The 22,896-nt window shown below is 68.1% G+C and carries 17 protein-coding genes; 8 read left to right on the forward strand and 9 right to left on the reverse strand.

Annotated elements, in window-relative coordinates; all coding sequences use genetic code 11:
• Positions 1-122: 122 nt before the first annotated feature.
• From ACFZBP_RS40840 to ACFZBP_RS40855, 4 genes are read left to right on the forward strand one after another with little or no spacing between them, the layout of a single operon-like run.
• Complete coding sequence (locus tag ACFZBP_RS40840; protein ID WP_062723035.1) at positions 123-539, forward strand: hypothetical protein; 417 nt, start codon at positions 123-125, stop codon at positions 537-539.
• 44 nt (positions 540-583) lie between these two features.
• Positions 584-1,714: a hypothetical protein gene (locus ACFZBP_RS40845; protein WP_383459815.1), complete on the forward strand. Its 1,131-nt coding sequence runs from the start codon at positions 584-586 to the stop codon at positions 1,712-1,714.
• A 20-nt stretch (positions 1,715-1,734) separates the two neighbouring features.
• Entirely contained in the window at positions 1,735-2,019 is a 285-nt protein-coding gene (locus ACFZBP_RS40850; RefSeq protein ID WP_383459812.1) for a hypothetical protein, read from the forward strand.
• 51 nt (positions 2,020-2,070) lie between these two features.
• Positions 2,071-2,499, forward strand: coding sequence for a hypothetical protein (locus ACFZBP_RS40855; RefSeq protein WP_391420966.1), 429 nt, complete (start codon positions 2,071-2,073; stop codon positions 2,497-2,499).
• Positions 2,500-2,618: 119 nt separating this feature from the next.
• Here the strand turns inward: ACFZBP_RS40855 and ACFZBP_RS40860 are convergent, their stop codons facing one another.
• Positions 2,619-3,134, reverse strand: a complete 516-nt coding sequence (locus tag ACFZBP_RS40860) for a hypothetical protein (RefSeq protein ID WP_391420967.1) — start codon at positions 3,132-3,134, stop codon at positions 2,619-2,621.
• Between the two features lie 499 nt (positions 3,135-3,633).
• Between ACFZBP_RS40860 and ACFZBP_RS40865 the strand changes: the two genes are divergently transcribed.
• The gene (locus tag ACFZBP_RS40865) at positions 3,634-4,233 is read left to right on the forward strand and encodes a hypothetical protein (protein ID WP_391420968.1); all 600 of its coding nucleotides are present in this window, start codon (positions 3,634-3,636) and stop codon (positions 4,231-4,233) included.
• A gap of 386 nt (positions 4,234-4,619) precedes the next feature.
• On the opposite strand, the gene ACFZBP_RS40870 is transcribed toward ACFZBP_RS40865, so the two are convergent.
• The gene (locus ACFZBP_RS40870; protein ID WP_391420969.1) at positions 4,620-5,345 is read right to left on the reverse strand and encodes a hypothetical protein; all 726 of its coding nucleotides are present in this window, start codon (positions 5,343-5,345) and stop codon (positions 4,620-4,622) included.
• Between the two features lie 211 nt (positions 5,346-5,556).
• On the opposite strand from ACFZBP_RS40870, the gene ACFZBP_RS40875 reads away from it, so the two are divergent.
• A complete protein-coding gene (locus tag ACFZBP_RS40875; protein WP_391420970.1) occupies positions 5,557-5,796 on the forward strand; it encodes a hypothetical protein in 240 nt (79 codons plus the stop codon).
• Positions 5,797-5,948: 152 nt separating this feature from the next.
• On the opposite strand, the gene ACFZBP_RS40880 is transcribed toward ACFZBP_RS40875, so the two are convergent.
• The 5 genes from ACFZBP_RS40880 to ACFZBP_RS40900 form a co-directional block, all read right to left on the reverse strand.
• Positions 5,949-8,183, reverse strand: a complete 2,235-nt coding sequence (locus tag ACFZBP_RS40880; RefSeq protein ID WP_391420971.1) for an SUKH-4 family immunity protein — start codon at positions 8,181-8,183, stop codon at positions 5,949-5,951.
• Between the two features lie 250 nt (positions 8,184-8,433).
• Positions 8,434-10,596: an SUKH-4 family immunity protein gene (locus ACFZBP_RS40885; protein WP_391420972.1), complete on the reverse strand. Its 2,163-nt coding sequence runs from the start codon at positions 10,594-10,596 to the stop codon at positions 8,434-8,436.
• A gap of 583 nt (positions 10,597-11,179) precedes the next feature.
• Positions 11,180-13,354 carry an SUKH-4 family immunity protein gene (locus ACFZBP_RS40890; RefSeq protein ID WP_391420973.1) on the reverse strand — a complete coding sequence of 725 codons (2,175 nt, stop codon included), beginning with the start codon at positions 13,352-13,354 and terminating at the stop codon, positions 11,180-11,182.
• 8 nt (positions 13,355-13,362) lie between these two features.
• The gene (locus tag ACFZBP_RS40895) at positions 13,363-17,949 is read right to left on the reverse strand and encodes a toxin glutamine deamidase domain-containing protein (RefSeq protein WP_391420974.1); all 4,587 of its coding nucleotides are present in this window, start codon (positions 17,947-17,949) and stop codon (positions 13,363-13,365) included.
• 192 nt (positions 17,950-18,141) lie between these two features.
• On the reverse strand, positions 18,142-18,792 hold the full coding sequence (locus tag ACFZBP_RS40900; protein ID WP_391420975.1) for a hypothetical protein: 651 nt from the start codon (positions 18,790-18,792) through the stop codon (positions 18,142-18,144).
• 39 nt (positions 18,793-18,831) lie between these two features.
• On the opposite strand from ACFZBP_RS40900, the gene ACFZBP_RS40905 reads away from it, so the two are divergent.
• Together ACFZBP_RS40905 and ACFZBP_RS40910 are read left to right on the forward strand one after the other, a co-directional pair.
• Entirely contained in the window at positions 18,832-19,227 is a 396-nt protein-coding gene (locus tag ACFZBP_RS40905) for a hypothetical protein (RefSeq protein ID WP_391420976.1), read from the forward strand.
• A gap of 148 nt (positions 19,228-19,375) precedes the next feature.
• Positions 19,376-19,804 (forward strand): hypothetical protein, encoded by a 429-nt coding sequence (locus ACFZBP_RS40910; protein WP_391420977.1) that lies wholly within the window; start codon positions 19,376-19,378, stop codon positions 19,802-19,804.
• Positions 19,805-19,903: 99 nt separating this feature from the next.
• Here the strand turns inward: ACFZBP_RS40910 and ACFZBP_RS40915 are convergent, their stop codons facing one another.
• Positions 19,904-20,482: a hypothetical protein gene (locus tag ACFZBP_RS40915; protein ID WP_391420978.1), complete on the reverse strand. Its 579-nt coding sequence runs from the start codon at positions 20,480-20,482 to the stop codon at positions 19,904-19,906.
• A gap of 72 nt (positions 20,483-20,554) precedes the next feature.
• The gene (locus tag ACFZBP_RS40920; RefSeq protein ID WP_391420979.1) at positions 20,555-22,849 is read right to left on the reverse strand and encodes an SUKH-4 family immunity protein; all 2,295 of its coding nucleotides are present in this window, start codon (positions 22,847-22,849) and stop codon (positions 20,555-20,557) included.
• Positions 22,850-22,896: the final 47 nt, after the last annotated feature.

Consider the following 22,896-nt stretch of genomic DNA (forward strand, 5'->3'; position numbering starts at 1 on the left):
AACTCCCGAATTGCGTGCATAGGCGACTCGGTTCGCGCCCCGGCCGAGTGTTGAAGCGTTCGCAAGTGCGTTGGTAGGTTCACGCCGGTCGAGACACGCCGCCCCTCCCGATGAGGTACCCCTTGGACAGCGCCCGTGACAGTTCCGACAAGCGCGTAGACGACTCCGAATTCCTGGAGATGACCCAGCAGGATCCCGCACAGGCAAAGATCCTGCGGCAGTCCCTGGAGCATCTGGCGTCAGGGCTGGGAGGAAATGCGCTCAAGGAGATGGCCCAGGAGGTCCTCTCCGGGCGTATGGGGCTGCGCGAGGCGGCCAATGTGTCGGCGTACGCCGAGGAGGCGGTGCAGCAGTCGGCTCCGCTGGCCGAGAAGTGGGCCGCCATGTCCGACCGTGAGCGTGACGAGCTCGCCGCGGACGGCGAGCACCGGCTCGAGGAGCAGCGGCGACAGCTCGAGGAAGAGCGGCGGCGCGCGGAGTCCGAGAACCGGTCGGACACGAAGTCGCGTCACGACGGGCGTGGCTGGTCCTTGTACTGAGCGAACGCCGCTCACGCGTGGTCGTGGCAGGTGATGGGGGAACTGTGGACTTTGATGTGAATCCCGACGCGCTCGACGGCTTCTCGAAGCTGGTGGGGCGTGCGGCGGAGAGCGGTGAGAAGGCCGTCCAGTACATCGGCCAGCACGCGCAGATCGAGAAGGGCGGCGGCGACCTCTACGACCTCGTCGCGGGAGACCACGACCAGTATGTGAGCGAGGCCAAGAAGGCCCTGGGCAAGGTCCGGGGCGTGCTGGACTCCTCCGCGAAGGAACTGGCGGGCTCGGCCAAGTACTACCGGGCGACGGACCGGGACGAGGCGGCCCAACTCGACGCCACCTATCCGGGTTCCAAAGCGCCGGCCGGTGCCTCCGGGGGAGATCCGCAGGACTTCAAGGACGCCACCGACGCGGGCGAGACGCTGAAGCCGCCGGACGGGGACAGCAACAACCCCTTCGTCAAGTACGCATCGGGCCACGCGGACGAGTTCCAGATGAGTCCGGTGCAGAAGACGCTCGGCACCGCGCTCGACATAGGCAGCCCCTCGGCCATGGCCGTGGAGGCGTCCAAGCTGCTCTTCGACTTCGACCCCTTCGCCGTCTGCACGAACTGGGTCTTCGGGGACTGGAACAAGTACAACGACTGTGCCGACGTATGGGCCAATCTCGCGTCCTTCTGCGACGCGGTGGCCGACAACGTACGCAAGGGAAACCAGACCGTAGGTCTCAGCTGGAACGGCAACGCTGCCGACGCCGCCACCGTTTACTTCGACGAGTTCAGCAGGAAGCTGGACGAGATCAAGGAGACCTTCGAATCCCTGCGGCAGTGTTACGCGCAGGCCGCGCAGTTGGCGTTTCAACTCGCTGAATTCCTCAAGTCGTTCCTGGTGTCGTTCTGCGATCTGCTCATCACCTGGATGGTCAACATGGCCGCCGCGTGGGCTGTCAACGCGATCCCGGTCGGTGGGCAGGTCGCCTCGGCGGGCATGTTCGCACTGGCCGCGGCACAGGCTCTACGGCTCATGCAGATGTGGTCGGAGGCGGCCATGACGTTCGACAAGTTCGCGATGGCCCTGAGCGCGATCGCTCTGGCCGCGTCGGCGGCCATCAACGGGTTCTCGGCGGCGGACGGATTCCCCGAGGTGGGCACGGGTGGTTACGACCACCGGGCCGTTTAGCGGACAAGAGGTAAGGATCGATGAGTTTCTTTGGCGGGACCGATGACCTGGAGCGCTTCCTCACCCGGTCGTGCTATTTGAGCGTCGCGTCCGCGCCGGCCTCCTGGGGCCTCATGATCTTCCTCATCGGGGACGGTGGCTGGCGTTTCAGCTTCCTGCTGAGTGCCGTCCTCCCGCTGATCGCCGCTTACCTCGGGGTCCGCGGCAAGCGGGAGATCCGTACGGCCATGTCGGCCACCGCGTTCGGACTCGCCCTGGTCTCCCTGCCGTTGATGCTGGGCCTGGCGCATCTCGAGGGTTCGTAGGCGATCGGCTCGCCGCCCGACGGTGGTCGCGGACCGATAGGCTCCGCTGACATGACGACGCATGGCGGTAACGCGGCGAACAGGTCGGGCGGGGCGAGTGGGTCGAGCGGTCTGGGCAGCCCGGCCGGCTCGGGTGGGCACCCTCTCTCCTCCCGTACGGGCACGGACGAGTTGCGCACGGAGTTCCAGGCGCAGGGCCGGTCGGGCCTCGTGGAGGAGGGGCGGCGGGAGGCGCGGCAGGCGCGTGGGATGTACGCGGGGTTCGCCGGGCTGGTTGCCGTCACCTGCCTCGTCCTGATCGTCGTTCGCCTCGGGCAGGGCGATGCGCTCGGTGTCTGGGTGGCGACGTATGCCGTGGGTGTGGCGCTCGGCGGTTGGGGATTTGTGCTGGGCCGGATCGGTCACACGCGGTGGGCGATGATGGTCACTTGCATCGGGGTGGCGTTGGCGGGGGTCGGCGACAGTCCCGTTTTCCGCTGAGGTGGGTCGGCCGGCCAGCCCTGGACCCCCGGGACCCGGCTCAGTTACCGACCGGGGACCCGGCGGTGGTCGCCCGGACCGGCACCTGAACAGACGTCAAAGGGACGTAGGCGTAGACGTCATGCCTGGCGGCGCCTGCTGCCGATGAGATAGGCGAGGCCCCAGGCGGCGGCCGCGGCGAGTACGAGGCCGAGGGGTGAGAACCAGTCGACCGCGTTGGCGCTCTCATCGTTCCACCAGGCCTTGGCCGGCCAGAAGGGCTCGTACCTCAACAGGTCCCAGAGGGCTCCGCCTCCCTGGTTCTTCGCGAAGACGAGCACGATGGCGTTGGCGTAGCCGAAGAACGCGCCGAGCGCGGCTACGACGGCTCCCCACACGTGGGCTGCGGTGTTCCGGTGCCCCACCAGGCCGATCAGCCAGCCGACCATCGCTCCGTTGAGCAGCGCGTGGCCCAGGTAGAGGGTGTTGGCCGTGGTGACCGACTGGTCCTTGTACGTGGCCAGGACGAGACCGCTGTAGAGCAGCGAGACGATGACCGAGGCGAAGAACCCGAGGAAGACCGCGCCGACCGGATGACCGCTTGCGTTCGGCCGCTGCCCGAAGGGGGGCGCCTGGAACTGCGGTGCGGCGTGCATCGGATACATCGGTTGCATCGGGGGCTGCCCCGGTACCGGCGGCGGCGCTCCGTGGTGCATCGGGGGCTGGCCGAGGGCTGCCTGCATCGGGGGTTGCCCCGGCGCCTGAGGAGGGCCGAATCCCGGCGCCTGCTGTGGCGGAGGGGGCTGGTTGTACGGGTTGTCGGGGGCCTGCGGTGGCTGTGAAGGCGGCGGTGGCGGTTGGAACGGCGGCTGCGTCATCGGATTCCCACGGAGTGAACTGACTGGAGCAGCAAGCTATCAGTGAGATCAGGAGGGGGCCGTCGGAGCCGGAGCGGGCTGCGTGAAGGGCGGTTTTGGCGGTGGGGAACGTGGCGGACGTGTAGAGGTGTCGGAGGTGCGCCGTGAACGTCGACGCCCTTGCCCGCGAGGGGCTCAAGGACCATGTCCACCGGCTTGACCTGCATGAACCGGCCTAGCCAAGATCTCCTGAGTTGAGCGGGGCGGTGCGCGCACCACGTAGGAGAACGGGACGGCGTTGAAGACGGATGCGAGCGGTGGGCGGAACCTGCGGAAGGCCGGAACGGGAGGGCCCCGCCTCACTGGCTTCGCCGCCGCGAGACAACGGGGCGCGGGCAGCCGTATCGGCTCCGGAGTACTGGGAGTTCTGGCCCTTCTCTTCGGCCTGATCCTCGTCGGGGTGGGTTACGAGGAAGGCCCGCGGAAGGTGTCCGGCGGCACGCAAGGGACGATCACCGTCGAGCGTTGCGGCAAGGACGTCATCGGGGACGACGTGGAGTGCTCGGGCACCTTCCGCTCCGACGACGGCAAGGTTCGCTCCGACGTGGAGGACTTCGAGCCCGGTGAGGACGCCGTGCGGGGTGAGGAGTTCCAGGTGGTGGGCGACGACACGGGGTACTTCAGGCGCGGCAGCATCACCTCGTTCTACGTCGATGCCGTCAAGGTCTGGTTCGTCGCCGTCACCATGTTCGGAGTGGCCCTCTTCCCGCTGAGCGCAACCTTCCGCCGCTCGGGCCGCCCCATGCGGCGCGGGACGTTCATCACCGGCCTCGGCCTGCTGTTCGGCGGGTTGCTGGGCTGTGGGGTCTGTGCGCTGGTGAATGCCGTGCTCGGTTAATGGAACTGATAACGCACGGACGAGGGAGTCGAAGGGGGGACGGCATGGAGATACCTCGATCGGGTTCATGCGGGGTGGCCGAACAACTATCGCCGTCAGTGCGAAGTCGAGTGCGGTGATGTTGGGAGGGCCGAGTTGGTCGGACCGAGTTGGTCGGACCGAGGCCGGGCCGCTGTACTTGGCCCCGTTTTTCGCTTCCGCCTCGGAACGACGCCCAGTTCGAAGCCGGGACGCAGAAGAGGTCTGGGGCGTCACCGATACAGCAGAGCGAGCGGATGGAATGCCCTGACCTGCACGAAGGCGACCGCGGAAACTGGACGCCCCGCACGGAGTAGGGAGCCTCCCCATGAGCCGCGACGCGGCGTACGGCGAGTGGTGGGGACGGCTCAGCCCTGTATGGAGAAGAAAAGCGTGTCCATCGTGTGTCCGTACTGGAGCGCGCTCTGCCATTCGTCGTGTTCGACCCGCATCTTGTCGATGAGCCTTTGGGCCTCGTATGTGAAGGCGTGGTCCATACGGTCCAGGACCGCGGCGTAGGCGTCGGCGAGCGGCTTGGCCTTGGCCAGCGGCAGACGGCCGATGGCCGGGTAACCGTCGACAGGTGACGGAATGTGGAAAGGGATCTCGTCCGGGGGCCCGGCGAACAGGAAGTCGAGCGGCAGCAGGTCGGCGGGGACGCCGAGGTGCCGCAGTTCGTCGCCCAAGTGCCCGAAGAAGGTGGAGGGCTTGGAGTACACGCCGAAATCGATGGGGTCGGACCCGCTCCAGTCGATGATGTGCTGGAGCGCGTAGTAGTACGCGTGGCCCACGTATTCGCCGTCCGCCTTCGCGTGGCCCGCGAGGAGGTGGTCGAGCGGCTCGGGGATGGTGAGGCCCAGATCGATGCCTTGGCGTTCCAGGCTGAGCTGGTCGGCGTGGGCGTCCTTGCGTATGTGATCACGAAGCATGCGCTGCTGAGTCGCGTCGAGTTCGCCTTGCAGGTAGGACACGACGCGGCTCTGGTTGGCGACGGTCATCGTGATGATGTGGCTCATGCGGATCATGATGTCAGCCGGTGTGGAGCAGTCCGCGTGGATCGCGTTCAGGGCGACGAGCACAGGGTCATCGCTCACGACCTGTGGGTCAGCGTCCGCTGACGGAGGCCGTGTACGAGGGTCTGAGCCTGGAGCGCGAGATCACGGCCACGCAGGCGCAGGGGCTCGGTGACACCGTCCTCCTCGAGGGCGCCGACTCCGGCCTCGACGGGCTGGCTGTCTGGCTGTCTGCCACTGCGGAGCGGGGTCGGAGGCCGGGGAGGACGTGTGCTGCGTCAGATTCGGCGCCGTGCGCCCTGGCCCGGGCGCCGCGGACCGGTTCGAACAACTGCTGAACGCGTGCGAGCAGCTGGCCATCGAGAAGGGACTGGAGCAGCTGGACGCCGGAATGAACCTGGCCCGCCAGGACGCCTACCGGCGCATGGTCGACCGCGGTTTCCGTACCTGGCTGCAAGGCGTGACCATGCACAAGCCGAACGAACCCGGCTACAGCCACCCGGACGCCTACGTGATCGACGACTGGCGCTGAGTCCACCGCCATACCCGGCTTCGGTGAGGACACGATGCCGTCAGGAGACGACTGACACCAGGACCTCACGCTGTGGCCACCTGTGAGGGGATCTGTTCCGAGAAATCTGCGGGCCGAGGTGAGTATTCACAGGGGGTGACTGCCCTTCACCTTTACAGCCCGTAGGAGGCCAAGTCCCAGGTGCTGTCCTCGAAGTCGTATCCCTCCAGAACGACCGTCCAGGCCTCGGCACGGGCGGCGGCACCGTCGATCTGCTCGCACCACCTGGCGAGGTTGTGCAGTGCGTCCTTGTGATCGGCGGCGTAGGGGAAGTGCGTCCTGCGGAACTCGTCGTACAGCCGGACCATGGTGAAGAACTGGGTGAGGCTGCTGCCGGCGACGGGGTCGGGCGAGCCACCCGTGGTGTCCCTGTACAGCCGACCGGTGGTGCCGTCGAGAAGGAGCCTGGAGTACATCCAGGTACCGAGTTCGTAGAACGGGCCGCTGCTCGGTGCCTCGCTTTTGGCACGGCGGTGCCGGGGTACGTCCCGGCCTCGACCGGGCCAGGCCACTTCGGGCAGGGTGCGGTTGCCGCGCGGGGTGATGGCGAGATGCAGGAAGTCGCTGACCTCCGGCAGACCTGTCTCGGTGAGGAAGCGGCGCGCGGCAGGGTCGTCCAGCCCTTGGGGCAGCTGATCCTCGGCCAGCCGACGGCAGGTCCCTGCGCCAAAGGTCTCCTCGAACCAGTCCCGCATTCCGTCACCGCGCAGAGCAGCGGACGCGGCCGCCGGCAGCGGCCATGGAGCGGGCCGGGTGTGTGCGGCGACCAGGGGCCGCTTGCGGTACGTGTCCTGTGCGGTGCTTCCAGCCGCATGGACGGATACGGCGAAGAGGCCCCCGGAGCCGGCGAGCACCCAGCGCCCGTCGACGTAAAGGCCCTGTGTCACCGCGGACGGACAGTTGGGTGGATGAGGGAGTGTGGACGTCCCCAGTTGCCAGCCGCTGTCCGTGTGTTCGGCGAAGGTAACGGTGGGCGCCTCGGGACTTGGAGAACGGTGTGCGTTGCTCCAGGGGAGATCGCCTTCCGACAGGGAGGCGTGCACTTCGACCGGAGCTGACACAGGCTCCCCGGTCATCGGGCTCCACTCCTGACGGACGTACCTGTGCTTCGGACAGGCGATCTTGCCGGTGGTCACGTCCCGGGCCGTGACGACGGTCAGGCCCGACTCCCCGGACACCACGCCGAGTTCATCGACGCGACCGGCCTCGCCCTCGACGCGGCCGAAGATGCCCGTGGGGCGCCAGTGCGTCCACATGGTCCGCCACGGCAGAGGAACTCCCGAATGCAGTAGCTCCTCGGCCAGCTCCGTGCGACCCGAGCTGAGTGCCGTGTGATGGAGCCAGGCCACCCATTCACCCTGCGACGAGGGGGAGACGCCCTGGACCTCCAGATAGTGCAGCATGGCTGCCACGCTCCCGTACGGCACTCCGTCGGGGTAGGCAACGGCGAGGGCTTCACGCAGTGCTGTGGCCGAGCACTGGGCCAGCAGCCGCCCGTCGTCCAGCAGGCGGGGCAGGTCGCCGGCCAGCGCCGCATGCATGGGAAGAGCATGAGCGGCGTACTGCCCTACCGGCCCCTGCTCGGTCCACAGCCCCGGTTCGCCGTCCGCTGCTGCGGCCACCAATGCCTCGACGACGCGGGCTTGTGCCAAGGAATCCGAAGGCTGCCGGAGCCGCCATGCATGGAGGAGAGCTTCGGACCGGAAGGCTACTGATGATCGGCCCTCGTCGACGATCAGGACATCCGGTCGCTGCTCGGCGAAGGTGAGGAGGGTTTGTGTCTCTGAAGGCATACCGCTCGCCATAGACAGCAACTGCCACACGGGCAGGGGCACTTGACGTACTTCGGCGGCGGCCAGTGCCGCCAGCCGACCGGCCACGGTCGGCTCCTCCTCGGTGGCCCGATCCGCCGAAGTCAGCGCGGGCAGGGTGACTTCGTACTCGGCCATCCGAGGGGATGCCATGAGGGCTGGGTCGTACTCCGCCATGACCCAGACCTGACGACCTTCGAACCGCCTGAATCCCGGTGCCAGGATCTCCGCCACACGGGCCGGTTCGGTCGACGTCAGGACCTCACCCGCGTACTGCACGTTGGCGAGGAGGAGGACACAGGGACGACCGGCAGGGGCGGCCCGGCATTCTTCACGCATGCGAGTGGCCACCGTGTCGGCACTCATGCCCCGGCAGTCGAGCAGTGTGGCGCTGGGCCAGCGGTCCCGAACTGCCCGCAGGTACGCGGTCTTGCCGCTGAGCGTCGGACCGAGAACAGAGAACACCCGCCGCTGTCGTGCGGGCAGCTCCCGCCAGGTCTCGATGCGAGCCCAGTCCTCGGCGTTGATCTCGGGCACTGGGGCGGTCCCTTCCATGAGCGGTGGTGCATTCAGCGACGTTACTAACCCGAAAGCTCATGCAGTGCCCCCTCGTCGAAAACCTGGGCGTGGGCGGCTCCCGCTCCGTGTAAAGGTGCGTGGGTACGAGCGGATCCTGCCCTGTGGGGGCGTGGCCCTCGTTGAGGCGGGGGCGGTAAGTACGGGACCATCGGTCGGTCAGGGGGATCGGTCGGTCAAGGGATTGATCGGTTGGTCAAGGGGGATCGAGTCAGTCGGTTCGCAGTGCAGCGGTCCAGAAAGTGGAGTCTGCGCCTGCGTCGTCGAGGTCGGGCAGCGTGTCTTCCAGATCGTCCCTGATCGCGACGCGCTCGGTACGGCTCCCCGCCGCGGCCAGCATGCACCGGCCCACGAGGTAGTACTGGAGCAGGTCGATGAACGCGGCCAGGCTGCCGGCGATCAGTACAACGCTGGTTTCGTGCTCGCCGTCGTCGTCCGGCTCGTCGTCGAAGTACGTATCGAAGTCCTCTTCCGCGCTGCTCCAGTCGGCCGCACCGAACAGGACGACCTGCCCCGTCCCGCCGTACAGGACCAGGTCACCGGCACCCCACGTACCGATCTTGTAGTACGCACCTGGGACGGCGTCTGCCGGTAGGTCGCCAGGGTCGAGCCGGGGCAGACCCGCTTCGTCCAGAGCCTCAAGCCGGATGGCGGCGCCTTCGAAGGCGGGCAGTCCGACGTCCGTGAGAACGCGGCGTGCCTCGGCATCCGTCACCCCGTCGGGCAGCAGGCCGGTGGGCAGGCGACGTACGACGCCCGGTTCGAAGAGGTCGTGGTCGTACGAGCCTCGGCGCCGTGCTGTCCCGAGGTGCAGTGCGGGGAGGAAACCGGAGTCGTCGAAGAGCGGCTCTCCGTGCACCTTGCTGATGCGCGGACTTAGGGCGGGGTCGTGGAGCTCGACCGCGAAAATGCCGCCGAGCCCCGTCACGACCAGGAGGTCGTCGCCGACCCTCACCTGATCCGACACGAAGGGGGGTTCCAGGGTGTCGAACACGGTCAGATCGTCCCAGTCGGGTGTGACGTTGCGATCCATGTCGGCGAGCCAGAGCGGCTCGCGTCGCCCCGGTGCCGGTATCGCCTCCGGCCAGGGGCCGGCCAGCTCCTCGCCGGTTTCGGCGTCCCAGACCCGGTATCGCTCGTCCCATTCCCCGGGAGCGGAAACGGCGTGCCGGCCAGGTAGGTAGTCCTCAGGGGCGATGACCGGGTCCCCCAGTGGACCAGGCCGAACATACGCGGCGTTCAAGGCCCCCGGCGGCCGCCAATGGGCCCAGCGCACCTGCCACGGCAGCGGCTGACCGGACGAGGCGATCTGGGCGGCGATCTCCGTGTCGCCACGCACCGTACTCATCAGGTGCAGCCACGATGCCCACTCACTCTGGGGCAGCGAATCGACCCCGCACATCCACAAGTTGACCGCGTCCCCGGCCGGAGACGCACCGTTCACCACGTACGAGTCGTCGGCGTGGGCCGCGTCGATCAGGGCGACTTGATCGATACGGGCGACGAGCCGGCCGGAGCGCTGAACGGCGTCGAACTCGCCGGCCTGCACGGCGTGCATCGCCAGTCCTTCTGCCAGGTACTGGCCGGTCGTGCCTGCTGCCGCGGGCTGATCGCGCAGCCATGCGACCAGCTCCACATTCACGGCTCGTACGATCTCGGCATCGGTGGTCAGCCGCAGCCTTTCGGCGTGCCGCTCGTCACGGAAGCGGACCCAGCCGTCGTCCTCCACCTCCAGTAGCTCCCCGGCAGCCTCCAGCGTTGCGGCGACATCCAGGGACCGGCGCACCTGGGACCCCAGCGCCCGGGCGAGGACGGTCCACACAGGCAAGGGCGCACGACGGACCTCGGCCAGCGCCAGCGCACGCAGCGCTTCGGTGTCCGTGCCGGCGGGCAGGCGCCCCACCGCCTCTTCGGAACTGCCCGGTTGCAGTGCCATGACTAGGTGATCGTGCGCCGCCCGGACATCCGGCAGGTCCCGTTCGATCACGACCTTGAGACCGCCGCCCACGGCCAGCTCACCGGTGAAGCGGTGCACCATGCGAGCGGGCTCCGCGGAGCGCCGAGTACGGCCCGCACGGTGGGCGTTCAGGATGATGACCAGCCCGCCACCGAGCGGGGAGTCTTTGAGCTCGAATCCCCAGTCCGCCCGCTTCTCCGGCAGAGCGGGGAACCCAGCGGAAGTCATGACCCGTTCGATGAGGTCCTCACAGGTCAGCCCGGTGGCATCCACGAGCACCGCCTCGCCGCGGGCCTCACTCAGCCGTAGCAGTGTCTCTGTCCGTCCGGACCCAGGAGGGCCGGTCAACTCGGCCACTCGCTGGGTCCCGCTCGCCGACCACTCCAGGAGCTGGGCCAGGGCTTCTTCGGGTGACATGGGCGAAGGGGTGGGTGTCCGGCGGTTCATCGCTGCATCTGCTGACTCTCGGAGTGTTCACACAGGGACGGGGCAAAGGGTGTTGCTCAAGGCTCTGAGCAGGACATCTCCCTCGTACAGCTGGGATATTAAGGTCTGAGCGAGTGTGGGCGGAGATGGTCACCGGGCTGCAGGTGAGTGACGCAGTTTGTGCGTCCGCTCAAGGTGGCGCGGGAGCGGGGCGGCAACGGCACGTTGCGGGGACGACCGTAGTCGGTGTCGCTGGCCGAGCCGTGCTGGTGGTCGCGGTGGACTACCGCACGGATCTCACGATGCGGCGACTCGGCCGCCGTGCGGTGACTCCTCCTCCGTGGTGTGCCAGGTATCCAGCGGCTTGGGTCGCTGCTCGCGATCGAGCCCGCCGTCCGCCCAGCCGATGCCTGCCGCCATGGAGCGCGGCTGCCCGCCCCGCACAGGCGCCGGGGGCGGCGCTCTCCCAGGCTGTCGTACCGCGTGCCTTCAACGGCTTGCCCCGTCGTCCCCGTCCCGAACGTCCTCCACGTCCTCCCCGTCCTCCACGTCCCCCGCCTTCGCGGATCGTGCGTCAGTCGTTGTGCAATGCGTACGTCCACGCTTCGGACTGGGCGCCGGCCGCGTCGATTTCGTAGACGGCATCTTCGATGTGCTGCCGGAACAGATGGTCTTCGTCCTGGTTCTCCAGTGTCCCGAGAATGCGGCGTCCGGCGATCCACCACGTGACCATGGCCAGGAAGCGGTCGAGGGAGGTTGCGACGAGGAAGCCGTCGAGTCCGCTCTCGTCGGCGGTACGCGGCATGCGCAGGACGTGCCCGGAGGGGCCGTCGATCACGATCTCGGCGCCCATCCACAAACCGATCTGGAAGAACGGGCCGTTCTCTGCGGGCTGTTCGAGGTCCTTGGTCCAGGACAACTCCCACAGGAAACGCTCGTACGCGGGCTCCAGCCTGATTCCCTTTTCCTCCATGACGGGAAGACCGATGGTGGTGAGTACCCGACGGGCGGTTTCATCGGTCAGTTCGGGCGGCAGGCTTTCCGGCGCGGTGCGCAGGACGGGCGTGTTGGGGAAGAGCTTTGCCAAATCTGCCGCGGTCGTCGTGGAAGCATCCATGAGCAGGGTGGGGCCTGCGGCGGTCTTTGCGCCGAGGAGCGGCGCCCCGCGGAGTGGAGCGAGCACGTGCTCTGCTTCCGTATCGGTGCCTTCCACGGCGAAGACGCCTCCGGGGCCGGCGAACACCGTCAGGCTGCCAAGACGCAGTGAAACAGGAAGGAACTCGTCATCGGGTCCCCCCGCGCTGTCGTCGTGGGCCAGGAGTTCGCTGCGACGGGTCGGCCCGGCCCGGCCCGTCTCCGGCGGCCAGGTCAGTACATTCGCGGCTTCGTCGGGGAAGTCCTCGTCGAACCAGGGGCCCGCCACGAGCTCCGAGGTCTCCGTGTCCCATACCCGCACCCCCTTGTCCCCGGCCTTCGCGGCCACCGCCGGCCGATCGCGCCAGCGCACCTCGAACAGGGCGTAGACCGGACCGGGTTCGAGGTATCCCGGGTCGTATCCGCCCGGTGGGCGCCAGTGGGTCCAACGGGCCTTCCAGGGAAGACGTACGCCGGATTGTTCGATGTCGGCGCACAGTTCGGTGTCGTTACGCGCCATGGCCATCAGATGCAGCCACGCCGCCCACTCGCCCTGATCCGTCGGCGCCACCCCGTACATCGACAAGTACACCGCGTCGGCAGCCGCGTTCGAGCCGGGCACCGAGCCGTCATGCGCGCAGTGGGCAGCGTCCAGGAGGGCGTTCTGCGGAAGATTGGCCAGTACGCCGCCGTCTCGCAGCAGTCCGTCGAACTCGCCCGCCTGTACCGCGTGCATGGCCAGGCCCTGGGCGGCGTAACGACCCAGCGGACCGGAGGCGGCCCAGCCCTCCGGATGCCGCAATCGGGGAGCGAGCCCTCGCAGCCACCGGACCATGTGGCTGTTCACCCGCTCGCTCACCTCCGCCGGAGTCTCCCGACGCATTGCTTCGGCCACGGCATCGTCGGTGAACGAGACCTCCTCGTCGGTCACGGTGACGAGTTCGGGGAAACGGTCGGCAAGCTCGTGCAGGGCCGCCTCGTCGAAATCCGGGGCTTCGGCGGCCCGGGCCAACTCGCTCCACGCTGCCCAGGGCACACGTCGCGGCTCGGACAGGGCCAGTGCGCGCAGCTGCGGGGACTGCGAGGCGGTCGCGACGGCGGCCGCGAGTGCGTTCTGCGGGCCATCGGGGGAGGTGTCGTCCAGCCAGACCGCGAGCCTGCGGTACGGCGACGCGCCAAGAACCGATGGCAGCGTATTGACCACAACGCTCGGTCCGAGGAGGGAGAGTCGCTCCGCCGCATGGTCGCGAACGAGAGCCGGCTGGGCGGACCTGCGGGTGAGCCCGGCCTGTCCGGCGCGCGTGATCAGAACCAGCTTGCCGCCCCCGTGCAGGCGGGCGGCCCTGTCCCAGACGTAGGGCCGCACCTGCTCATCGGGCACCCCGATGAGTCTGAGGGCGTCTCGGAACACGTCTTCCGCATCCGCTTCCGTGGCATCGAGCAGCACGCTTTGGGCGATGTGCCGGTGCGCTTCCTCGAGGACACCCGTGGTGCCGGTGAGGCTGACGACGTCCAAGCGCTTCTTCTTGGGGGCGCCGTCACGCCACCAGTCACGTACCTGTGCCACTGCCTGGTCCGGAGCGAAGCGTTCGGGGTCTGGGGTCGACTCGGACATGTGGCTCCCTACTGCGGCGGATCGAGGTGCAGCATAGCCTTCGCCCAAACCGAGCCGATGGCTGCGAGATGGCGATCCATCTCAGCCTGCATTTCCTTTTCGTTCTCGGTGCGGATCTTCTTCACCCTGTTGGCTATCTGCTGGTCGGTGAGCCCGCTCTGCTCCTGCTTGCCCTTCAACTTGGCACGTTCCGCGTCCCGTTTGGCCACGCCGTCGGGATCGGTCCGGTATGTGGTGCTGTAGTAGACGGGCACCTTTCCGTCCTTCAACTCCGGGTGCGTACGCAGCCGTGTCGAGCAATCGGCGTGTCCCTGCCCGGAACCGCACGGCTCACGTTCCGTGTAGAGGCCGGCCATCCGGTACTTCTTGCCCTCCGGACCGGAGTTCGTCCTGTCGAACCAGTCGAGGAGATGTTTCTCCGAGTGCCGGGGACTGACACCACTGCTGTCCGCCGGGACCGAGGAGTCGACGACGAACGTGGAGTTCCCCTTGTTGTCCACCACTTCGATGACGGCGTAGTTCTTGCCGGAGAAGTCTGGTTTGTGGGGGCCCAAGGCGTCGATGAGGGCATTGACGTCGGCGTTGCTCGGATTGGGTTTCTTCTCTCCGGTGACTCGATGATGGAGTTCGGAGATGTTCTTGTTGGTCTCCGGATCCGCACGGTACATCTTGGGGAATTTCGCGTTGGCCTCGTCCCGGGCCTCCGCGCTGCGAGCCCGGTCGTTGTCGGCGGCCACATCGGCCGTACCGTCGGAGCGCTTGGAGTCCGCATAGGGTCGGCCGTCCCGGTCGTGCTCGGGATTGTGCCCGACTCCCTGACTCTCGTGGTACCCGAGGCTGAGCCGGGCGAGCGAGGCGACGACGGCGTACCGCTGCCCGTCGTTCATCTGACGGAAGTCGTCGCCCAGGGCGTCTTCCAGTTCCTGTCGCGTGAACGCGGTGGGCGGCAGGTCCGTGTCGCCGTTCTCACGGGCCTGGTTGTACGCCTCCATCCGGTCCGCGGCGCTCTGCAGGAGCGGCGTCAGACGGCCTTCGTCCGCCCAGTTCCTGAGACTGTCGTGCACCGGGTCCAGCTCGATGCGGTGGACCTTCAGGCCGCGCGGAGCGTCCGGATCGTAGGCCTTGTGCTCGTGCTGGTCGTCGCTCGGGTAGTTGCGCACCTCCTGCTGGGGCGAGTCCGGAGAGAGGTTCTGGTGCTCCTCCGTCCTGGCCTCCGGCTTGGGCAACGACTTGTTCCGCTCTTCCCGGGTCGGGTCGTCGGGCGGATTCTTGCCATCCTGCTTCGGATCTGCGCCCGCTGGATCCTCCGCCGGCCGTCGGTCGGTCCCGGCAGCGGTGGTGGGGGTCTGTCGGCCGGCCCGATCGGTGCTGTCGGGTCGTGCGCGGTCGACCGTGGGCCCACCGTCGGGCGAGACCGGCCTCCTGTTCCCGTCCAGCGGAATCGCGAAGACCCCGTGGTCCCCACTGTGCAGCGGCTTCGAGCTCTGCTGCCCCGTCTGGGCGTCGATGTACGTGACCTTGCCGTTGTGGTTGACGGCGTTCCAGGCGTGCGCCCGGCCGTTGGCGTCCTGCGTGATGATGACGGCCTGTGAGCCGTGGCCGCTGTTGCGGAGGGTGTTCTCCAGGCGGTTGAAGGCGTCGCGGCCGTTGCCCATGTCGTTGAAGCGGGCGCCGAGGGTGTTCTCGATGCGGTCGCGGCCGCCCTTCTCGCCGCGGTCCGAGGGGTTGCCGTCCGCGTCCAGGTCCGGGGTACGCGCCCCCGCGGCCGTGGGGTTGCCGGCGTAGGTGTCGACCGTGGACAGGGCCGTGTCGACGCAGTTGTTGTTGCGGCCGGGGGCGTCCCTGCCCTCGCCGTTGATGCGTTCCACCCAGGGGCCGTCCGCCGGGTCCGGCGGCCGGGTCGGGTCGCCGTTCTCGTCTCGGGGGACCGAGTCCTCGAGGGCGCCCTGTTCTGCGCGGGTGGGGTCGGTGACACCGCCCGGGGGGTTGGTGTTTCGGGTTTCCGAGGCGGGGGTCGGGGTTTCCTTCGGCCTCGGGTTGTCCGAAGGGTTCTGCTGAGGGCTGTTGTTGTTGGAGTCCGGGGTGTGTGGGGTGGACTGTGGGGGCTGGTTGTTCGGTGTCGTGACCACGTGGTGGACCGGCACCGGGACGACCTGCGGTTGATGTTGCTGTTGGTTCGGCGTGTGCGCCGGGGGCTGGGTGTTGGGCTGCGCGCCCGGCTGGTTCGGGGTGTTCGGCGTGCTGCCCGGGGGCTGGTGGGGCGGCCTGGTGGGGGTGGAGCCGGCGTTCGGCTGGTTCGGGGTGCCAGGCGTGCCCGCAGAGGCGGGGCTGTGGGCGGTGGGACCGGGCTGGGACGAGGAGTTCGGGGTGCTGTTGCTCGGTGTCGACGAACTGGGCGTACCACTGTTGCTCGGTGTCGAGGCGCGGTCAGGTCCGCCGCCGGTCGACGGGGAGGGCGACGTCGTGGGAGTGCTGGTTGAGGGCGACGCGGTCCTGGGGGGAGTGGACTGCACCGAGTTCTGACTCGGGGTGGCCGTACTCGGGTTCTGGCCCGGGGTGTTGGTACGGCTGCCGCTGGTCGAGTCTGTCCTGTTGGGCGGCGAAGTGCGGTCGCCAGTGGTCGTACCGGGGTTGTTCCGGGAGGAGGCGCCGTCGTTCGGGGTCGTGTTCCCGGGGGTGTTGCGTGGCGTGCTGCCGTCCCCCGGAGTGGCCGCGGTACCGGTGTTGCTGCGGGGCGGAGTGCGGTCGCCGGGCGTCGTGCCGGGGGTGTTCCGCGGCGTACTGCCGTCCCCCGGGGTCGTGCCCCCGGGGCGCTGGGTCGGGATCCGGCCGTCCGGCGTGTTCTGCGCGAGCGTACCCGGCGTACGGCCGTCCGCCGCCGTCCCCGGAACGCGTCCGTCCGGCGTGGAGGCAGGAGTACTCCGTGGCGTCGTAGGAGAGGTAGGGCTCGGTGTGGAGGCAGGCCCCGTGCCTGTGGCGGAGGGCGTGCCCGGCGTACTGGCGGAAGGATTCCTCGCCGCACCGGAGTTGGGATTCGGACTCGTGGCGGAGGAGGCACCGCCACCTGAGCCCCCCGGGCTGTGGTGGCCACCCACCGGAGCCGCACCCCCGGTCGAAGGTGCCGAAGGCGACGTAGGCATGCCCGAGCCGCCGCCGTCCGAACGGCCCCCGGAACTGGAGGCAGACGAGTCGGCGGCCGTCGGCGTAGGTGCCGCGTTGGACTGCGTGGGCGCGCTGGCGGCCAGGCCGTCGATCTGGGTCCCGATCGAGCCGCCACCCGGCGAGGACGACGTACCGCCCGACGACGTGGCCCCGGACGTGGGCGCGGACTGCGGGCTCGGGGACGACAGACCGGATACGGAGGAGCCGCCGCCGGAATGCGAAGGCCCGGACGTACTGGGTGTGCTGGACGATCCGTTGGAGTCGGAGCCGTTGGACGACGGCCCGCTGGGCGACGGGTCGTCGAAGTCCGACAGGGACGAGCCCGGGGTTTGCGTAGGCCTCGCGTACGGGGAGTCCGAGGAGGACGGGTTCCCGGAGTCGGATCCCGGCCCGGAGCCGGAGTCGGGGCCCGCGCCGATGTTGGGGGCGGGGATGTCGTTGCCGCCTGTGTCGGCGGAGATGCCGCTGCCTATGTTCGCGCCAGGGATGCCGTTGCCCGAACGCGTAGATGTGGAGGAGTCCGACCCCGACGAGCTGGAGTCGGAGGACGAAGAGGTGGAGGAACCGGAATCGGAGGAACTGGAATCCGAGGAAGAGGAATCCGACGAGGAGGAGTTGGAACTCCCCGACCCGGAGTCACTCCCGACGTCGCTGCCGATGTCACCCCCGGAGGGGCCGTCGTACCCGTCGATCCGGCTGTCGACCGCATGCCGCGCCCGGCTGCCCGCCTTCTGCCCCAGGCTGTCGCGCACGCCTTCCGCGAAGGTCTGCGGGCTCTGGCGGAGGGCGTCGAGGCCGGCCTCGCCGCCGGCCTTGAGGGTGGCGCCGACGTCGTAGCCCTCCTGGGCGCCGAAGCCGACGTTGACGGTCTGGCGGATGAGGTCGGTGATGATCGCCTCGATCGCCGAGATCGCGGGTTCCTTCATCGTCTCGATGATCGCCTCGATCAGGGCTTGCTTGAGCTCGTCGAGGAGGCGTCGGACGATGAGGCGGGCGGCCTGGGTGGCGCCCATCCCTGCTACCGAGGACAGACCGAAGGTGAAGGGCGCGGCGGCAGCGGCGGCGGCGATCTGGATGGCCAGGGCGATGAGCTGGGCGATGACCGCCCACTTGGCGAACTCGACGAGGTAGGCGCAGGCCTCCAGCACGTTCGCGATGAGGAACGCGGCGTCGGCGGCATTGCGGAGGTAGCCGTCGTTGCCGCCGCCACCGTCGAACTTCTCGTAGGTCTTGGTGAACTTGTCGATCGACTCACCGGCGTTGTGCGCGGTGACCTGGCGGGCGGCGCCGTTCGCCGTGGTGTGGAGCTCGTTGACCTTCTGGCCGAACTCCCGCCACACGGCCGCGCAGTCTCTGAGCTTGTCCTCGTTCGCCGTGGGCCACTTGTAGCCCAGCATCTCGAGGACCCACTCGAGCTCGTCGGGCAACATCATCGCCACAGCAGAAAGCACCCCCGTAAGACAGCACGGCCGTACACATCCCTCACCAGCCAAGGGAAATCACACAGGAGTACAGCCGTCCGCAAAGTTTACGGACTCTCCTGCCGATGACTTCAGGGGTTTGCTGTCACAAGTCCGTTGCAGGCCGCCGTGGTTGTCCGGAGGGTCGGGGACAGGGGCGGACGTTCACGGTGTACGGCCCTGAGTGCGCTCTCGGTGTCCCTTCACGTCGGGTTGGCCGACGTGGCCCTTGGCGCGCTCGGACTCGCCCAGCCAGAGGTGGGGAACGTACTGCTGGACCGCCGAGACCATCTCCTGTCGGCAGGGTGCGGGGAAGGGGAGACGGTGGCGCAGGCGGGGCAGGTCCGGGTGCAGCGGCTCCTCGTCGCGGACGAGGGTCCACAGGACGGGGTCGTCCCGGTCGATGGGGCCGGTGGGGAACAGTTCGAGGGAGTAGACGGTCTGGCGGCCGTACTTGCTCCAGTACAGGCCGACTCCGGCGAGGCCCTGCCAGGGGATGACGGCGCGGTGCTTTCCGTTCTCGATCCACAGGCCGGTGGCGTCGACGAGGACCTGGGTGCGGCGGTTGGCCCAGTTGACGACGAAGAGGCACACGCCGAGCGCCCCGAGCAGCAGCATGAACACGAGGCCCGCGTATCCAGCCGGGCTGGACGCTCCCTTCTGGTTCCCGGTCGCAATCACGACAGCGCCGAAGACGCCGACCGCGCCCAGCGCGATGAGCAGGACGGAGCAGGGGAGCCCGGTCATGGCACCGCGGCGGCCGGTCCGTATGACCGTGGCGTCGGGCGCGGGGGAGGGCGTGTGCGAAGGCAACATGGTGCGTGAGCTTAGCGAATTGACCTACGCTCCCTCCTCATGACGACGCACGGCCGGGAACGCGGCGGGGAACAGGTACGGACGCAGCCGCGAGGCGACGAGGGTGATACGGCCCCGCCCGGCGTGGACGAATTGAGGGCGAGTTTCTCCAGGCAGTCGGATCCGGGCTTCGCGAGACAGCGGTCCCAGCAGGCGCGTAGCGCTCGCGTGGGGCTCATGGCCGCCGGGGCGTTGGTGGCGCTGGTCTGCCTCGTGGTGATCGTGGGGCAGCTCAACAGCGGTTCGCAGATGGGCGTCGGGACCGTGGTGTACGGCCTGTGTCTCGCCTCGGCCGGTCTCAGCGTGGAGTTGGCGCGTCGCGGACGGACCCGGCTGGCCATGATGGCGATCATTCTGGCGGCGGCGGGCGCGTCGCTGGCGGACGCGCTGCCCTGACCGGCTCGGGCCACACGGATCAGATCTCGGTGAGTATCTCGGTGAGTACCTCGTGACGGCGACCCTCCACACTTCGACCACTGGGGCCCAACGGGGAACCCATGAGTGACGCGAGATACTTCAGGTGTCGAGAGTCGAGGAGAAGCGAATGACCAGGAAGCCCGAGAACTCACCCCACCCGCAGGGCTCTTCGCAGGAACGCGGTGTGATCGACGAGGCACTCGAACCGGAGCAGATCCGTTCCCTGAACTCCGCCCTGCGCAAGCTGTCCGAGACCGACGGTGCGAGCAAGGAACTGCAGGAGGCGGCCAAGAAGCTGCTCTCCGGCCGCGTCGCCCTGCGCGACGCCCTGGACGACCCCACGGTGTCCCGCGCCCTTGGCGGAGGCCTGGCATCCCTGCGCGGTCAGTGGGAGTCGCTGTCGGACGATGAACGCGACCAGGTCAGGCACGGTGAGCCGCTGGCCGGCGGTGGACCCTCCTCCGGCCCGTCCGAGCCGAGGCGGTCGGAGGACGAGAACTCGCAGTCCGGGAAGAGGAACCAGGGGCGGCACAGCGGCGGGTTCTCGCTGTACTGATCACACACGCCGTGGGTGTGACGATGAACCCCGCCCGCCCGGGCCGGTCACGACGTGCGCTGTCCGGCGAGCACGATCTCGCTGCTGCCGGGCGGCTGCTCAGAAGCCCCTGCGCCGCATGAGGTCGGCGTCACGGAGGCCGTCCGGGCGGTCAGGTTGGGCCGAGGGCGAATGGCGGCGAACGGCGTTGGCGCAGTCGGGGAGGCCGTCCTCGACGAACGCGGTCTCCATCAGGGCGGCGCGCCGCATGACGGGTGCCTGGGTGCTGGTCAGCACGGGCGCCGTACGCAAGTACGGACGAGCCGGTGAGGCGAGTTCCGCGATCGGTGCGGCCTCCACGGCGGCGCGCGGCGGAACCGGATCAGCGTGCACGAACAACCCCGGGTCCGTGAGGAGTTGGGGCAGCAGGCCCGCTTCCAGGGTGTGGCGCCCGATGTGGTCGTGTACGTAGGGGTCGGCCTTGCGCCAGTCATGCTCCGGGAGGGCCTCCAGAAGCGCCATCGCTATCCGGGTCTGGACGGAACGGACGTCGGGAAGGCCGGCGCGGATCTCATCGCCGATGGCCGGATGGAGCGGCCGAAGCAGACTGCGCCCGCCGTTTGCTGCGTCCTGGTCGGGCTGAACCGACTCGACGAACGGTTCTGACAGCGCACGCCCGCTCTCGATGACGTCAGCCATGTCCTTGCCCGCGAGGGCGTTGACCAGCCGCTGAGCGGGCCATGGGGCGGCAGGGACGTACGGACCATGTGGTTACGGGAAGCGGCCATCGGGTGAGACAAGATCCCAGGTATTGTCCTCGAAGTCGTAAGGTCCGAGCGCGACTTGCCACACTTCGCCCGCCAAGGCGACTGGGTCGATCTCGCGGCACCACTCCCGCAGAATCCCGTGCCAGTCCTGTCGATCCGCCCGGCTGGGATAAAGGGCCTTACGGTGTTCGTCGAAGAGGCGCACCATGGTGAAGAACTGGGCGAGGCTGCTACCGGCCAGCGTGGTGTCCGGCCCACCAGTGGTGTCGCGCAGCACTTGGCCCGTGCTTCCGTCCAGCAACAGCCGCGAACGCATCCAGACGCCGATTTCGAAGAAGGGGCCGTCGGAATCGGAGATGCCGACTTTCGCGTCCGGCGGCCACGGAATTGCCCGCAAGCCGTCGTCATGGGGCGAGCGCGTACGCAGGTGGAGGAACCCCTCAATTGCTGGTAGCCCGACGTCGATCAGGAAGCGCCGCGCACGCTCGTTGCCCAGCCCGTGTGGAATATCCGAGACGGACAACTGCTTGCAGGTTCCCGAGCCGAAGCTCTGCTCGTACCAGGGTTTGCTGGAGGCGTCACCCCTTGCCGCCGCCTGCGCGGCGTCAGGCATCCGGGGCACCGTGAGTCCCACGTGCTCGTCTACCAAAGGCTCCGGTAGCCAGTTCACGGGTTGCGCGTCAGGATCGGGCGGGAGGACCTTGAGCGGGGGCACGGAAACAGCGAACAGGCCTCCGTCGCCGGCGAGTACCCACATGCCCTCGACCAGTACGGCATGCCTCACTGTGGCTGGAACGCGAGGCGGAGGAGGCACCGTCGCGTCATCGACACGCCAGCCCGTCGGCGAGTGAATCGCGAAGACGGCAGACACGTCGTCGGGAGCGCGCTCGTCGAAGAACCAGTCGGCTTCGTCCAGAGACTCCTCGACGGCTGTCTCCTCGCCCATTGGGTTTCCCGTGGCGATTGCCCATTCCTGAAGCACATACGAGAACTCCGGCAGAGCGGCTTTACCTGTCGTGGTGTCCCGTGCTGTCAGGACGCGCAATCCGGCATCAGGATCTCCTCTTAGGCCGATTTCATCGACACGCCCTGCTTCGCCCTTACGTCCGCCGAAAAGGCCGCAAGGACGCCATTGCGACCATACCGTCCGCCACGGCATCGTCACGCCGCTCTGGAGCAGTTGCCGGGCGACTTCTGTGCGTCCGCTGGCCACGGCGGCATGGTGGAGCCACGACACCCACTCACCCTGGTCAGCAGGCTGAACTCCTTGGCCTTCGAGAGCGCGGACATCGGCAGCGATACTGAGCATGGGCACGCCGTCGGGAAAGGCGATGCCCAATGCCTCCCATAGCGAGGAAGCCTGACTGTTCGCCAGCGCCTTCCCCTGTGTAAGCAGGCTGTCCAAGTCTCCTGCCAGTGCCGCGTGCACAGGCAGGGTTTTCGCCGCGTAACGGCCTACCTCTCCCAGCTCGTGCCACGCTCGGCCGGGCTCCGAGGCGCCCAACTGCTCCGTGAGCAAGTCTACGATGCGACCTTGCTCTTCTTGGCTGGCTGGATGGCTCCGGCGGTAGCTCAGAGTGAAGGACGGATGGCGGAAACCAACCCCTGATTCTCCTGACCCGTCGTGAAAAAGGAGAGTCTTTGGCATGTCCCTGATAATCCCGCGCAAGTCGGCCTCGGTCGGAAGGTCGCCGGCCGGTTCGACTGCCCGGACGAGAAGTTGCCACACGGGCAGCGGAGTGATCGGCAACTCAGAACGGCTCAAGGCCTGAAGAGCCCGGTCCATCGGCGAGTGATCCTCAGGTGATCCCGCCGTAGCGCCAGAATCAGCTGTCTCGCGGAGCGCGATCGTCGTGCTGTAGGAAGGCGGAGCTCCGAGAAGATCCGAGTCCCATTCGATGGCTATACGAAGGGAGGCACGCGGGGCCCACAGGAGCCTTCGCAGCAGAATCCGTCCGATTCTCGATGGCTCGGTCGAGGTGATGAGTGAGCCGGCCCACTGCGCATTGGTCAACAGCAGGATGTGATCACCTCTGACTTCTGTGTGCAGCACATGGCGCGGCCAGCGCCGACCCGATGGCCTCGGGTCGCCACCTGTTTCCGTCACAATGCGCTGAGCCACCTCATCAGCGGTCAAGCCCGCGCAGTCCAGCAGGACCGCTCCATCAATCCTTTCAGCGGCGGCTCTGATGAGCTCGGACTTCCCGCAGCGAGCAGGGCCCAGCACGATGAGTGGCCGCTTGCGGTTCGGTGACGAGGTCGCCCACTCTTCGATTCTTTGCAGGTCGTCGGTGCTCATGGTCACGATGGCACGTCCTCAATCCGGTCGAACGGTTCCAGTGGCCG

The organism is Streptomyces sp. NPDC008086 (genome assembly GCF_042957325.1).
GTDB lineage: Bacteria > Actinomycetota > Actinomycetes > Streptomycetales > Streptomycetaceae > Streptomyces.

Bases quoted from the DNA above. Each gene is read 5' to 3' on its own strand.
- ACFZBP_RS40890 (WP_391420973.1), bottom strand. From the start codon at position 13,354: ATGTCCGAGTCGACCCCAGACCCCGAACGCTTCGCTCCGGACCAGGCA.
- ACFZBP_RS40850 (WP_383459812.1), top strand. From the start codon at position 1,735: ATGAGTTTCTTTGGCGGGACCGATGACCTGGAGCGCTTCCTCACCCGG.
- ACFZBP_RS40895 (WP_391420974.1), bottom strand. From the start codon at position 17,949: ATGATGTTGCCCGACGAGCTCGAGTGGGTCCTCGAGATGCTGGGCTAC.
- ACFZBP_RS40885 (WP_391420972.1), bottom strand. From the start codon at position 10,596: ATGTCACCCGAAGAAGCCCTGGCCCAGCTCCTGGAGTGGTCGGCGAGC.
- ACFZBP_RS40860 (WP_391420967.1), bottom strand. From the start codon at position 3,134: ATGCACGCCGCACCGCAGTTCCAGGCGCCCCCCTTCGGGCAGCGGCCG.
- ACFZBP_RS40900 (WP_391420975.1), bottom strand. From the start codon at position 18,792: ATGTTGCCTTCGCACACGCCCTCCCCCGCGCCCGACGCCACGGTCATA.
- ACFZBP_RS40920 (WP_391420979.1), bottom strand. From the start codon at position 22,849: ATGAGCACCGACGACCTGCAAAGAATCGAAGAGTGGGCGACCTCGTCA.
- ACFZBP_RS40915 (WP_391420978.1), bottom strand. From the start codon at position 20,482: ATGGCTGACGTCATCGAGAGCGGGCGTGCGCTGTCAGAACCGTTCGTC.
- ACFZBP_RS40905 (WP_391420976.1), top strand. From the start codon at position 18,832: ATGACGACGCACGGCCGGGAACGCGGCGGGGAACAGGTACGGACGCAG.
- ACFZBP_RS40910 (WP_391420977.1), top strand. From the start codon at position 19,376: ATGACCAGGAAGCCCGAGAACTCACCCCACCCGCAGGGCTCTTCGCAG.
- ACFZBP_RS40855 (WP_391420966.1), top strand. From the start codon at position 2,071: ATGACGACGCATGGCGGTAACGCGGCGAACAGGTCGGGCGGGGCGAGT.